The 13046-nt window shown below is 61.9% G+C and carries 20 protein-coding genes; all 20 read left to right on the top strand.

Annotation, left to right across the window (positions count from 1 at the left end):
• The first annotated feature begins 20 nt into the window (after positions 1 to 20).
• Positions 21 to 284, top strand: coding sequence for a cold-shock protein (locus L5849_RS03360; protein ID WP_115417934.1), 264 nt, complete (start codon positions 21 to 23; stop codon positions 282 to 284).
• Between the two features lie 81 nt (positions 285 to 365).
• Positions 366 to 782, top strand: a complete 417-nt coding sequence (locus tag L5849_RS03355) for a hypothetical protein (protein ID WP_115417109.1) — start codon at positions 366 to 368, stop codon at positions 780 to 782.
• 535 nt (positions 783 to 1317) lie between these two features.
• Positions 1318 to 1689, top strand: coding sequence for a 30S ribosomal protein S12 (gene rpsL, locus L5849_RS03350; protein ID WP_006831873.1), 372 nt, complete (start codon positions 1318 to 1320; stop codon positions 1687 to 1689).
• 212 nt (positions 1690 to 1901) lie between these two features.
• Complete coding sequence (gene rpsG, locus L5849_RS03345; protein ID WP_115417108.1) at positions 1902 to 2372, top strand: 30S ribosomal protein S7; 471 nt, start codon at positions 1902 to 1904, stop codon at positions 2370 to 2372.
• A 109-nt stretch (positions 2373 to 2481) separates the two neighbouring features.
• Complete coding sequence (fusA, locus tag L5849_RS03340) at positions 2482 to 4575, top strand: elongation factor G (RefSeq protein WP_236924411.1); 2094 nt, start codon at positions 2482 to 2484, stop codon at positions 4573 to 4575.
• Positions 4576 to 4669: 94 nt separating this feature from the next.
• Positions 4670 to 5860 (top strand): elongation factor Tu, encoded by a 1191-nt coding sequence (gene tuf, locus L5849_RS03335; RefSeq protein WP_236924410.1) that lies wholly within the window; start codon positions 4670 to 4672, stop codon positions 5858 to 5860.
• 311 nt (positions 5861 to 6171) lie between these two features.
• Positions 6172 to 6483, top strand: a complete 312-nt coding sequence (gene rpsJ / locus L5849_RS03330) for a 30S ribosomal protein S10 (protein WP_006831877.1) — start codon at positions 6172 to 6174, stop codon at positions 6481 to 6483.
• A 260-nt stretch (positions 6484 to 6743) separates the two neighbouring features.
• Positions 6744 to 7610 (top strand): 50S ribosomal protein L3, encoded by an 867-nt coding sequence (gene rplC, locus L5849_RS03325; RefSeq protein ID WP_115417105.1) that lies wholly within the window; start codon positions 6744 to 6746, stop codon positions 7608 to 7610.
• Between the two features lie 3 nt (positions 7611 to 7613).
• Positions 7614 to 8237, top strand: a complete 624-nt coding sequence (rplD, locus tag L5849_RS03320; protein WP_067504748.1) for a 50S ribosomal protein L4 — start codon at positions 7614 to 7616, stop codon at positions 8235 to 8237.
• A complete protein-coding gene (locus L5849_RS03315) occupies positions 8230 to 8538 on the top strand; it encodes a 50S ribosomal protein L23 (protein WP_115417104.1) in 309 nt (102 codons plus the stop codon). Before rplD ends, L5849_RS03315 begins: the two co-directional genes overlap by 8 nt.
• 14 nt (positions 8539 to 8552) lie before the next feature.
• Entirely contained in the window at positions 8553 to 9389 is an 837-nt protein-coding gene (gene rplB, locus L5849_RS03310; RefSeq protein WP_236924409.1) for a 50S ribosomal protein L2, read from the top strand.
• A gap of 6 nt (positions 9390 to 9395) precedes the next feature.
• Positions 9396 to 9671, top strand: coding sequence for a 30S ribosomal protein S19 (gene rpsS, locus L5849_RS03305; protein WP_050599053.1), 276 nt, complete (start codon positions 9396 to 9398; stop codon positions 9669 to 9671).
• Entirely contained in the window at positions 9671 to 10048 is a 378-nt protein-coding gene (gene rplV, locus L5849_RS03300) for a 50S ribosomal protein L22 (RefSeq protein ID WP_067690121.1), read from the top strand. Before rpsS ends, rplV begins: the two co-directional genes overlap by 1 nt.
• A 1-nt stretch (position 10049) precedes the next feature.
• On the top strand, positions 10050 to 10745 hold the full coding sequence (gene rpsC / locus L5849_RS03295; RefSeq protein WP_115417102.1) for a 30S ribosomal protein S3: 696 nt from the start codon (positions 10050 to 10052) through the stop codon (positions 10743 to 10745).
• 21 nt (positions 10746 to 10766) lie between these two features.
• Complete coding sequence (gene rplP, locus L5849_RS03290) at positions 10767 to 11201, top strand: 50S ribosomal protein L16 (protein ID WP_115417101.1); 435 nt, start codon at positions 10767 to 10769, stop codon at positions 11199 to 11201.
• The gene (gene rpmC, locus L5849_RS03285) at positions 11201 to 11410 is read left to right on the top strand and encodes a 50S ribosomal protein L29 (RefSeq protein ID WP_115417933.1); all 210 of its coding nucleotides are present in this window, start codon (positions 11201 to 11203) and stop codon (positions 11408 to 11410) included. Before rplP ends, rpmC begins: the two co-directional genes overlap by 1 nt.
• 10 nt (positions 11411 to 11420) lie before the next feature.
• Positions 11421 to 11711, top strand: coding sequence for a 30S ribosomal protein S17 (rpsQ, locus tag L5849_RS03280; protein ID WP_067690112.1), 291 nt, complete (start codon positions 11421 to 11423; stop codon positions 11709 to 11711).
• 65 nt (positions 11712 to 11776) lie between these two features.
• Complete coding sequence (gene rplN / locus L5849_RS03275; protein ID WP_067464754.1) at positions 11777 to 12145, top strand: 50S ribosomal protein L14; 369 nt, start codon at positions 11777 to 11779, stop codon at positions 12143 to 12145.
• Complete coding sequence (gene rplX, locus L5849_RS03270; RefSeq protein WP_115417100.1) at positions 12145 to 12465, top strand: 50S ribosomal protein L24; 321 nt, start codon at positions 12145 to 12147, stop codon at positions 12463 to 12465. The genes rplN and rplX overlap by 1 nt, the downstream gene beginning before the upstream one ends.
• On the top strand, positions 12458 to 13036 hold the full coding sequence (gene rplE, locus L5849_RS03265) for a 50S ribosomal protein L5 (protein ID WP_115417099.1): 579 nt from the start codon (positions 12458 to 12460) through the stop codon (positions 13034 to 13036). The genes rplX and rplE overlap by 8 nt, the downstream gene beginning before the upstream one ends.
• Positions 13037 to 13046 lie beyond the last annotated feature (10 nt).

The raw sequence follows: 13046 nt of genomic DNA, 5'->3' as shown, positions 1-13046 counted from the left end.
AAATCGAAGGAAGATTTCCCATGACACATTATGGCACCATCAAGAGCTACGACGCCGGCAAGGGCCAGGGCATGATCACCCCCGAACAGGGCGGTGATGTGCTGAAGTTCGAAAAGTCCGATCTCAAGAAGGAATCCTCGGCTCCCCAGCAGGGCCAGCGTTTCGGCTATGAAACCAAGCAGGTCGGCGGTGGACAGCCGCAGGCCATCAACCTGCGTCAAGAAGAGCAGGGCGAAGGCCAGGGCGCCAAGCATCGCGACCAGGCAAAGCAGCAGCAGAGCTGATCCGAGACCACTTCCCGGGCGCACTCACTCCGCGCCCGGGCCTTTTTGACGCTCACAGAAATATCGAAGGCAGGCCGGGCCATGGACCTCAACGGATTACTCCACGAACACCAGGTCGCGGTCATGAAAGCCGCCGCCTCAGGCGATGGGTCGGCGCGAGACAACCATTTCGCCAAGGTCGTCGAATATGCCGAGCGCGTTCGCGCGCTGAGAAGGATCGATCCCATGACCAAGACCCCCGCATCCGCCGACGGTCCACCTACCATAATCTATGGATCCTATGCGGGCGAGACCTCCGCGCCTTCGCACTCCGCCCCGATCGCATCGTGGGAAGATGAGGGTGGGGCATTGAACCCGCCCGAGGTCACCCTTCCGAGAGGTGTGACGAGCAAGGCGCTTCGGCAGTATTATGTCGGGCCCTATGTCTACCAGGACCTCGACCTGGCGGTTGCCGAACATCTGCGTCAGTTGAGCGCTGCCGCTCGACCCACGGCTTGACCCACCCCTCCTCCCGCACTATGTGCGCGGCCATCCGGTGAGGGAATCGCCCTGCGCGCTTCCAACGTCGGTCAGATAGAGCTGAACATTGCCGGTCATGTCCCGGGGCCTGTCGCCACTAGCGATCGGGCTCTTTTCTATTGAGGCAGACCAGGAGGCGAAGCGCCCCGGATCAGGTCCGGGGCCGCGGTCCCCGGAAGGGGCGCCTTCCGGGAACCTTGGGGCAGCCGTCAAAGTAACCCGGTGGCCGTGTGGGCCGATGGGTGGAGTGTTTCAGGCTCGCGAAGATGACGCGCGAAGAGCGCGGCGTTTTGTCCAGCACTGTCCCGGATCGGGTCCGGGACGACGTTGGAACGCGAAGCTTCGGACAATCCATCCGACCCCCGCAAGTTGTCGCCAATCCGCGAAGGGCCGCCCTGTGTGGCTTTGAACGGAACCTCGTCAGGGAAAGTGGGAACCGGTTTCCCGCCCGGATGAGGTGACCTGACCGGGCAAGTCGCCCGTTCAGCAAGCAAGGTGAAGAGAAAGAACTCATATGCCGACGATCAACCAGCTGGTCCGCAAGGGCCGCGTTCCGCAGAAGGCCAAGAGCAAGGTCCCTGCGATGGAGCAGAACCCGCAGAAGCGTGGCGTTTGCACCCGCGTCTACACGACGACCCCGAAGAAGCCGAACTCGGCTCTGCGCAAGGTGGCCAAGGTTCGCCTGACCAACCAGCGCGAAGTCATCTCCTACATCCCGGGCGAAGGCCACAACCTGCAGGAACACAGCGTCGTGCTGATCCGCGGCGGCCGTGTGCGCGACCTTCCCGGCGTGCGCTACCACGTCCTGCGCGGCGTGCTCGACACGCAGGGTGTCAAGGACCGCAAGCAGAGCCGCTCCAAGTACGGCGCCAAGCGTCCGAAGTAAGGGGTAAGGGCTCGCCGCCCGCGCTGAGGTGGGTGGCGAGGTTTCGAGTTTTTTGTGGGGTGCGGTCGAGACCTCCGTCTCGACCTTGCGGTTCCAGCCCTCTCCCCCACCCGACCACCCATAAGCTATGGGTGGTCGGGTGGGGGAGAGGGCCGGCACCGACCCCAAAGGCAGCACGGAGGTGCTGCCGCACTCCGAAGGAGTTATACGAAATGTCACGTCGTCGTCGTCCCGAGAAGCGGGAAATCCTGCCTGATCCCAAGTTCGGTGATCAGGTCCTGTCGAAGTTCATGAACAACCTCATGCTCGACGGTAAGAAGGCCGTTGCCGAGAAGATCGTCTATGGCGCGCTCGACACGGTCGAGAACAAGGCCAAGGCCAATCCGGTCGAGCTGTTTCACGCAGCGCTCGACAACATCAAGCCGCAGGTCGAAGTGCGCAGCCGCCGTGTCGGCGGTGCGACCTATCAGGTGCCTGTGGAAGTGCGTCCCGAGCGTGCCCAGGCGCTGGCCATTCGCTGGCTGATCTCGGCCGCGCGCGGTCGCCCCGAGACCACCATGTCGGCCCGCCTCTCGGGCGAGCTGATGGATGCGGCCAACAATCGCGGCAACGCGGTGAAGAAGCGCGAGGACACGCACCGCATGGCGGACGCGAACCGCGCCTTCTCGCACTACCGCTGGTAAGGCTCGTCTGGCAGGCCGTTCCGCCGAAACGCGGAACGGTCGCCGGGCGGTCACATTAAGGACCCAAGGGGCGGCGCATCTGTCACCCCGAACCCACGAGGAATTTCACATGGCCCGCGAATATCCGCTCGAGCGGTACCGCAATATCGGCATCATGGCACACATCGATGCCGGCAAGACCACCACGACCGAACGCATCCTCTACTACACCGGCAAGTCCTACAAGATCGGCGAAGTCCACGACGGCGCCGCGACCATGGACTGGATGGAGCAGGAACAGGAACGCGGCATCACCATCACCTCGGCTGCGACCACGACCTTCTGGTCGGCCGAAGACGGTGAAGGCCCCAAGCACCGCATCAACATCATCGACACCCCAGGCCACGTCGACTTCACTATCGAAGTCGAACGCTCGCTCCGCGTGCTCGACGGTGCGGTCGCAGTCTTCGACGGCGTTGCCGGCGTCGAACCGCAATCCGAAACCGTATGGCGCCAGGCCGATAAATACGGCGTTCCGCGGATGTGCTTCGTGAATAAGTTGGACCGCACCGGCGCGGACTTCTATTATTGCGTTCAGTCGATCATCGACCGCCTCGGCGCGAACCCGCTGGTGCTCTATCTCCCGATTGGCGCGGAAAGCGATCTGCAGGGCGTTGTCGACCTGGTGAACAACCGCGGCATCGTATGGCAGGCCGAAGACCTGGGCGCGAAGTTCGACTATGTCGATATTCCCGCCGACATGGCCGACAAGGCCGCCGAATACCGCGAGAAGCTGATCGAGACTGCCGTCGAGCAGGACGACGATGTCATGGAAGCTTACCTCGAAGGTAACGAGCCCGACGCAGCGACGCTCAAGCGGCTTATCCGCAAGGGCACCATGGCGCGCGACTTCGTGCCGGTGCTGTGCGGTTCGGCGTTCAAGAACAAGGGTGTTCAGCCCCTGCTCGACGCCGTGGTCGATTACATGCCGAGCCCGCTCGACGTTCCGGCCATCAAGGGCGTCCTGCCCGACAGCGACAAGGAAGACACCCGTCCGTCTTCGGACGAGGCTCCCTTCGCTGCACTGGCCTTCAAGATCATGAACGACCCGTTCGTCGGCTCGCTCACCTTCACCCGGATCTATTCGGGTCACCTCACCAAGGGTTCGGTGCTGAACTCGGTGAAGGAGAAGAAGGAAAAGATCGGCCGCATGCTGCTGATGCACTCGAACAATCGCGAGGACATCGACGAGGCATTCGCCGGCGATATCGTGGCGATCGCGGGTCTCAAGGAAACCACCACCGGCGACACGCTGTGTGCGTCGAACGCTCCGATCATTCTCGAGCGGATGGAATTCCCCGAGCCGGTGATCGAGCTGTCGGTGGAACCCAAAACCAAGGCCGACCAGGAAAAAATGGGCGTTGCGCTCAATCGCCTGGCAGCCGAGGATCCCAGCTTCCGTGTCACGACCGACCACGAATCGGGCCAGACGATCATCAAGGGCATGGGCGAGCTTCACCTCGACATCTTGGTCGATCGCATGAAGCGCGAGTTCAAGGTCGAGGCGAATGTCGGTGCGCCGCAGGTGGCGTATCGCGAATATCTCGGCAAGCCGGTCGACGTCGACTACACCCACAAGAAGCAGTCGGGTGGTTCGGGTCAGTTCGGTCGTGTCAAGGTAAAGGTCACCCCGGGTGAGCGCGGCCAGGGCTTCGTCTTCGAAGACGAGATCAAGGGCGGCAACATTCCGAAGGAATACATCCCGGCAATCGAAAAGGGTTTCCGCGAGCAGGCCGAAAGCGGCCATCTCGTCGGCTTCCCGATCATCGACTTCACCGTCAATCTGTATGACGGTGCGTACCACGACGTCGACTCGAGCGCGATCGCGTTCGAGATCGCTGGTCGCGGTGCGATGCGCGAAGTCGCAGACCGTGCGGGTATCAAGCTGCTCGAGCCGATCATGAAGGTCGAAGTCGTGACCCCCGAGGACTATCTCGGCGACGTCATCGGCGACCTCAACTCGCGTCGTGGCCAGATCCAGGGCACCGACAGCCGCGGCAATGCGCAGGCGGTCGACGCCTTCGTGCCGCTGGCGAACATGTTCGGTTACGTGAACGAGCTGCGTTCCTTCACCCAGGGCCGCGCTCAGTACTCGATGCAGTTCAGCCACTATGACGAAGTGCCGGCCAACGTCGCGCAGGAAGTCAAGGAGAAGCTTGCGTAAGCCAGCTTTGAGGTCTAGGGGCGGCGCCTGATTCCGCGGGCGCCGTTTCCTCCCCCGCAGAAATCCCAAATTTTTAGACAGAGGTTATTGGAAAATGGCGAAGGAAAAGTTCGAGCGCAACAAGCCGCACGTCAACGTTGGCACCATCGGTCACGTCGACCACGGCAAGACCACGCTGACTGCTGCGATCACCAAGGTGATGGCAGAAACCTACGGAGGTGCGGCCGTCGATTTCGCGAACATCGACAAGGCGCCCGAAGAGCGCGAGCGCGGCATCACCATCTCGACCGCGCACGTCGAGTACGAAACCGACGCACGTCACTACGCGCACGTCGACTGCCCGGGTCACGCCGACTACGTGAAGAACATGATCACCGGTGCCGCACAGATGGACGGCGCGATTCTGGTCGTGAACGCAGCCGACGGCCCGATGCCCCAGACTCGCGAGCACATCCTGCTTTCGCGTCAGGTCGGCGTACCTGCGCTGGTCGTTTACCTGAACAAGGTCGACCAGGTCGACGACGAGGAAATCCTCGAACTCGTCGAGCTGGAAGTCCGCGAACTGCTCAGCGAATACGACTTCGACGGCGACAACATCTCGATCGTCAAGGGTTCGGCTCTGGCCGCCCTCGAAGGCCGTGACGACGAAATCGGCAAGAACTCGATCATCGAGCTCATGAAGGCCGTCGACGAGAACATCCCGCAGCCCGACCGCCCGGTCGACCAGGACTTCCTGATGCCGATCGAAGACGTGTTCTCGATCTCGGGCCGTGGTACGGTTGTTACCGGTCGCGTCGAAACCGGCGTTGTGAACGTTGGCGACGAAGTCGAAATCGTCGGCATCAAGGACACCACGAAGACGACCGTGACCGGCGTCGAAATGTTCCGCAAGCTGCTCGACCGCGGTGAAGCCGGCGACAACATCGGTGCCCTGATCCGCGGTGTCGGCCGTGACGAAGTCGAGCGTGGCCAGGTCCTCGCCAAGCCGGGTTCGGTTACGCCGCACACCGAGTTCAGCGCAGAAGTCTATGTCCTGTCGAAGGACGAAGGCGGCCGTCACACGCCGTTCTTCGCGAACTACCGTCCGCAGTTCTACTTCCGCACCACCGACGTCACCGGCGAAGTGATCCTTCCCGAAGGCACTGAAATGGTGATGCCGGGCGACAACGTGACGATCAACGTCAAGCTGATCGCTCCGATCGCCATGGACGAAGGTCTGCGCTTCGCTATCCGCGAAGGCGGCCGTACCGTCGGCTCGGGCGTTGTGGCGAAGATCACCAAGTAATCTTCCCGCGAAAGCGCATCAAATAGTTGGCCCGCTCCTGGAAACGGGGGCGGGCCTTCGCGTTTTAGTGAGGGCATGCGAACCGTGCGGGAGCACGGTTTGTCGCTTCCCGTCCCGTCTGGCAAAATCGGACGGAATTCGGGGGTTGCCAGATACGGGTTAGGCCCGTATACGCGCGCCAACAGACGGGGATTCGTCCCCGACACACAATTTCAGTAGGGCCGCCCACTGACGGGAAACCGCAACGTGGGGCTGGCCTTTGTTTTTTGAGGGGCTCACGCTCCTTTGGCTCTTTCGCATCGGTGTAGGTAATGGAAGCTCAGAATATCCGCATTCGCCTCAAGGCGTTCGACCATCGCGTTCTCGACCAGGCAACTGGCGAAATCGCAGACACCGCGCGTCGTACGGGTGCTCTTATTCGTGGCCCCATTCCCATGCCGACGCGCATCGAGAAGTTCACTGTGAACCGCGGCCCGCACATCGACAAGAAGTCGCGCGAGCAGTTCGAGGTGCGCACCTATAAGCGGCTGCTCGACATCGTGCAGCCCAACGCCCAGACCGTCGACGCTCTGATGAAGCTCGACCTTGCTGCGGGCGTGAACGTGGAAATCAAACTCGCCTGATCCGCGACATGATTTTCCGTCCTCCTGCCGGACGTTAAGTGGGTAGGGAAGTTAAGGGGCGCTCGATAGCCCCGCCGGATCACAAGATCAGGCAAGACATCGGGATACCGCCGGATCTGATCCGGGTCTGCGTCCCCCGTCTCGCTGCCAAGGCTCTTCAAGGGCTGCGGTGGCACTCAGCCCGGACGGGGCGACGCATCACAAACGGGCTGGCAAGCACCTCGGATGGGCCGGGGTGCCTCTGTTTTAGGAGTTTTACGATGCGCACTGGCGTTATCGCAAAGAAAGTCGGGATGACCCGCCTCTTCCAGGAGGACGGTCGGCACGTGCCGGTTACCGTTCTCGCGCTGGAAAATTGCCAGGTTACCGCTCACCGTACCGAAGACCGCGATGGCTATTTCGCAGTCCAGGTCGGCTCGGGCGAAGCCAAGCAGAAGAACGTGAACAAGCCGCAGCGCGAAGCCTTTGCCAAGGCCGAGGTTCCGCTGAAGATGAAGGTCGCCGAATTCCGTGTCGACACCGAAGAGGCCCTGCTTCCCGTCGGTGCCCGCATTTCGGCCGAGCACTTCATTGCCGGCCAGAAGGTCGACATCACCGGCCACACCCAGGGTAAGGGCTTTGCCGGCGCCATGAAGCGTTGGGGCTTCGGTGGTCTGCGTGCCACCCACGGTGTCTCGATCTCGCACCGTTCGCACGGTTCGACGGGTAACCGTCAGGATCCGGGCCGCGTGTTCAAGGGCAAGAAAATGGCCGGTCACATGGGTGATCGTCAGCGCACCCAGCAGAACCTTGAAATCGTGCGCACCGATGCCGATCGCGGCCTCCTCTTCGTAAAGGGCTCGGTCCCGGGTGCGAAGAACGGCTGGTTGCTGGTAAAGGACGCGGTTAAGATCAACCACGAGGAACTGCCGTTCCCGGGCGTGATGTATCGCAACCAGGACGAATTCGCTTCGGAAGAAGCGGCTCCCGGCCTGGTCGAGAGCTCTGCCGAGCACGAAGTGGGTACTGAAGTTTCCGCCGAACAGCAGGAAAAACTGCTGAAGGAACAGGAAGCCGGTGCCGACACCGAAACCACCACCGATACGCCCGCAGCCGACACCGGCTCGGACGAGAACAAGGAGGGCTGATCCGTGAAGGTGAAGGTCCAGAAAATCGACGGCAAGGCGTCGGGCGACATCGAACTGAACGATGACGTGTTCGGTCTCGAGCCGCGTGCCGACATCCTGCACCGGGTTGTCACCTGGCAGCTCGAAAACCGCCGCGGCACCGCCCGCCCGACGCGCGAGCGTTCGGACGTTGCTCGCACCGGCAAGAAGTGGGGTCGCCAGAAGGGTGGCGGCACGGCTCGCCACGGCGATCGCGGCGCTCCGATCTTTATCGGGGGCGGCAAGGCTCACGGTGCGCGCAAGCGTGACTTCGAGCAGTCGCTCAACAAGAAGGTCCGCGCTCTCGGGCTCAAGATGGCTCTGTCGAGCAAGGCGAAGGATGGCCTCGTCGTCGTCGACAGCCTCGAGCTCAAGGACGCCAAGACCAAGGCGCTTGTTGCAACCTTCGGCAAGAACGGGTGGAGCGGCAAGGTCCTCGTGATCGACGGTGAAAGCGTCAATGACGGTTTCAGCAAGGCTGCCCGCAACATCCCCGGCGTCAATGTACTGCCGGCGATGGGTGCCAACGTCTACGACATCCTGAAGCACGACACGCTGGTTCTCACCAAGGACGCGGTCGAAAAGCTGGAGGCCCGTTTCAATGGCTAAGAAGCAGGAAGTGGAAGCGCGTCACTACGACGTCGTGCTCGCACCGCATATCACCGAGAAGGCCACGCTGGCGTCGGAACACAACGCCGTCGTCTTCAAGGTCGCCAACGATGCCACCAAGCCGCAGATCAAGGAAGCGGTCGAGGCGATCTTCGGCGTCAATGTGACGGGCGTGAACACCATCGTGACGAAGGGCAAGACCAAGCGCTGGAAGGGCAAGCCCTACAAGCGCGTGGACATGAAGAAGGCCATCGTCACCCTGAAGGACGGCGATTCCATCGACGTCACCAGCGGTATCTGAGGGGCTAGAGAGTAATGGCACTCAAGAACTACAAACCAACGAGCCCGGGCCGTCGCGGCCTGATCCTCGTCGACAAGTCGGGTCTCTACAAGGGCAAGCCGGTCAAGTCGCTCGTCGAAGGCAAGCGCAAGACCGGTGGCCGTAACAACAAGGGCCACGTCACTTCGCGCGGCATGGCCGGCGGCCACAAGCAGAAGTACCGCTATGTCGACTTCAAGCGTCGCAAGTGGGACGTCGAAGGCACCGTCGAGCGTCTGGAATACGACCCGAACCGTACCGCCTTCATCGCGCTGGTGAAGTACGACGACGGCGAACTGGCCTATATCCTTGCTCCGCAGCGTCTTGCTGTCGGCGACAAGGTCATCGCTGCCGAGAAGTGCGACACCAAGCCCGGCAACGCCATGCTGCTTGGCCAGATGCCGGTCGGCACGATCTGCCACAACGTGGAAATGAAGCCGGGCAAGGGCGGCCAGATCGCCCGCGCCGCAGGTTCCTACGTCCAGCTGGTCGGTCGCGATCGCGGCATGGTTATCGTGCGTCTCAACAGTGGTGAGCAGCGTTATCTGCGTGCGGACTGCATGGGCACCGTCGGTGCCGTGTCGAACCCGGACAACCAGAACCAGAACCTGGGCAAGGCCGGTCGTCGCCGCTGGATGGGTATCAAGCCGCTGACCCGCGGTGTCGCCAAGAACCCGGTCGACCACCCGCATGGTGGTGGTGAAGGCCGTACCAGTGGTGGCCGTCATCCGGTCACTCCGTGGGGTAAGCCGACCAAGGGCGCCCGTACCCGCAAGAACAAGCAGACGGACAAGTTCATCATCCGTTCGCGCCACGCGAAGAAGAAGAGGTAATCCGACATGGCTCGTTCCGTCTGGAAAGGTCCGTTCGTCGAGCTCAGCCTTCTGAAGAAGGCCGAGACCGCTCAGGACGCTGGTGGCTCCAAGCCGATCAAGACCTGGTCGCGCCGTTCCACCATCCTGCCGCAGTTCGTTGGTCTGACGTTCAACGTCTACAACGGTCACAAGTTCATCCCGGTCTCCGTTTCGGAAGAGATGGTCGGCCACAAGCTCGGTGAATTCGCGCCCACGCGCACCTTCCCGGGCCATGCTGCCGACAAGAAGGGTAAGCGCTGATGAGCAAGCAGAAAGCACCCCGTCGCGTAGCCGACAACGAGGCGCTCGCCGTCGGAACCACGATCCGTGGTTCGGCGCAGAAGCTCAACCTCGTTGCCGAGCTGATCCGCGGCAAGAAGGCCGAAGAGGCGCTCAACATCCTCGCTTTCTCGAAGAAGGCGATGGCCAAGGACGCCACGAAGGTTCTCGCATCGGCGATCGCCAATGCGGAAAACAACCACAACCTCGATGTCGACGCGCTGGTCGTTGCCGAGGCTTCGGTGGGCAAGTCGATTACGATGAAGCGGTTCCACACCCGTGGTCGCGGCAAGTCGACGCGCATCCTGAAGCCGTTCAGCCGCCTTCGCATCGTCGTCCGCGAGCAGGAAGAGGCGTAAGATGGGCCAGAAGAGCAATCCGATCGGTCTGCGCCTGCAGATCAACCGCACCTGGGACAGCCGCTGGTACGCCGAAGGGCGTGACTATGCCAAGCTGCTCAGCGAAGATATCGAAATCCGCAAGCACATCGTCGAGAACCTGCCGCAGGCAGCGATCTCGAAGGTGGTGATCGAGCGCCCGGCTAAGCTGTGCCGCATTTCGATCTACGCGGCCCGTCCCGGTGTGATCATCGGCAAGAAGGGCGCGGACATCGAAAAGCTGCGCGCCAAGCTGTCGAAGATGACCGAAAGCGAAGTGAAGCTGAATATCGTCGAAATCCGCAAGCCGGAAATCGACGCCAAGCTCGTCGCCCAGGGTATCGCCGACCAGTTGATCCGCCGCGTTGCATTCCGCCGCGCGATGAAGCGCGCCGTGCAATCGGCCCTCCGCCTTGGCGCGGAAGGCATCAAGATTGTCTGCGGCGGCCGTCTCGGCGGTGCGGAAATCGCCCGCGTGGAATGGTATCGCGAAGGCCGCGTGCCGTTGCACACGCTGCGCGCCAATGTCGACTATGCGGAAGCCGAAGCGCTGACCGCCTACGGGATCATCGGCATCAAGTGCTGGATCTTCAAGGGTGAGATTATGGCGCATGACCCGACCGCCCAGGATCGCCTCATGATGGAAGCCCAGACCTCGGGCGTCCGTCCGGCGCGCTGATTGCAGGATTAGGAAAGAACCATGCTGCAACCGAAGAAAACCAAGTACCGCAAGGCCTTCAAGGGCAAGATCAAGGGCGACGCCAAGGGCGGAACCACCTTGAACTTCGGCTCCTATGGCCTGAAGGCGCTGGAGCCCGAGCGGATCACCGCGCGCCAGATCGAAGCTGCGCGTCGTGCGATCACCCGCCACATCAAGCGTCAGGGTCGCCTTTGGATCCGCGTCTTCCCCGATGTGCCGGTGTCCAAGAAGCCTGCCGAAGTCCGTCAGGGTAAGGGCAAGGGTTCGGTCGAATACTGGGCCGCCCGCGTGAAGCCGGGCCGCATCCTGTTCGAACTCGACGGCGTAGCCGGTCCGCTTGCTGCCGAGGCATTCGAGCGTGCGGCGATGAAACTGCCGATCAAGACCAAAGTCGTTGCCCGCCTGGGCGACACCTCGCACCTGGGAGGCGAATGATGGCCAAGATTGAAGACCTGCGCCAGAAGTCGGACGACCAGCTGGCCGAAGAGCTGACCACGCTGAAGCGCGAGCAGTTCAACCTCCGCTTCCAGGCGGCCACGAACCAGCTCGAGGCTCCGGCCCGCATTCGCGAAGTGCGTCGCACGATCGCCAAGATCAAGACGCTGCAGACCGAACGCGCGACCAGCGCCGAAGCCAAGGCTTAAGGAGTAGACCATGCCCAAGCGTATTCTGATCGGGACCGTCACCTCCGACAAGACCGACAAAACCGTTACCGTGCTCGTCGAGCGCAAGGTGAAGCATCCCCTCTACGGGAAGATCATTCGCCGTTCGAAGAAATACCATGCCCATGACGAAAAGAACGAGTTCACGCTCGGTGATGTCGTGCGTATCGAAGAAACCAAGCCGATCTCCAAGACCAAGACCTGGCAGGTGATCGACCGCGTTACCGCAGGCGGCACGCAGGCTGTCGAGGCCGACCTCGAAGTCGAAGCCGCAGGTAACTGAAGGCAATTAGACGTAGGAACTGCCGGGCATCGGTCCCGGCAAGCCATTGAGAAGGAACCGGATCGATGATCCAGATGCAATCCAATCTCGACGTCGCGGACAACAGCGGCGCCAAGCGCGTCCAGTGCATCAAAGTACTGGGCGGCTCGAAGCGCCGGACTGCCTCCGTGGGCGACGTGATCGTGGTTTCCGTCAAGGAAGCCCAGCCGCGCACCAAGGTGAAGAAGGGCGATGTCCATCGCGCTGTCATCGTACGCACGAAGAAGGATGTTCGCCGCCCCGATGGCAGCGTGATCCGCTTCGATAGCAACGCCGCGGTGCTCGTGAACAAGAGCGAAGAGCCGATCGGCACCCGTATCTTCGGCCCCGTCGTGCGCGAACTGCGCGGTCGTGGCTTCATGAAGATCATCTCGCTTGCTCCGGAGGTGCTGTAATGGCCGCCGCTAAGATCAAGAAGGGTGACAGCGTCGTCGTCCTGTCCGGCAAGGACAAGGGCAAGACCGGCACCGTCGCGAAGGTCATGCCGAAGGACGGCAAAATCGTCGTCGAAGGCGTCAACATCGCTGCCCGTCACCGCAAGCCGACCCAGCAGAACCCGCAGGGTGGTATCGACCGCTTCGAGGCGCCGATGGCCATCAGCAAGGTTGCTCTGGCAGATCCGAAGGATGGCAAGCCCACCCGCGTCCGTTTCGAAGAGAAGGACGGCAAGAAGGTGCGCGTCGCCGTGAAGTCCGGGGAGACCATCGATGGCTGATTATACCCCTCGCATGAAGCAGCGCTATGACGAGCAGATCGTCAAGGCGATGACCGAGAAGTTCGGCTACAAGAACGCTCTCGAAGTTCCGAAGCTGGAAAAGGTGACGCTCAACATGGGCGTCGGCGAAGCCAGCCAGGACAAGAAGAAGGTTCAGACGGCCGCCGAGGAAATGGCTCTGATCGCCGGCCAGAAGCCGGTTATCACCAAGGCCAAGAAGTCGATCGCGCAGTTCAAACTGCGTGAAGGCATGCCGATCGGTTGCAAGGTCACCCTGCGCCGCGAGCGCATGTACGAGTTCATGGATCGTCTCGTGACCGTGGCCATGCCGCGCATCCGCGACTTCCGTGGCCTCAATCCGAAGTCGTTCGACGGCCGTGGCAATTACGCCATGGGCCTGAAGGAACAGATCATCTTTCCCGAGATCAGCTACGACCAGATCGACAAGGTCCGCGGGATGGACATCATCGTAACCACGACGGCGAAGACCGACGAAGAGGCGCGCGAACTGCTCCGCCTGTTCGGTTTCCCGTTCCCGGCTGAAGAGTCGGAAGAGAAGGAGGCGGCGTGAGCCGCTAATA

It is taken from the genome of Erythrobacter sp. SN021, assembly GCF_021864455.1.
Note: the sequence above shows the minus strand (reverse complement) of the source record. Positions and strands in the feature narration are given on the sequence as shown.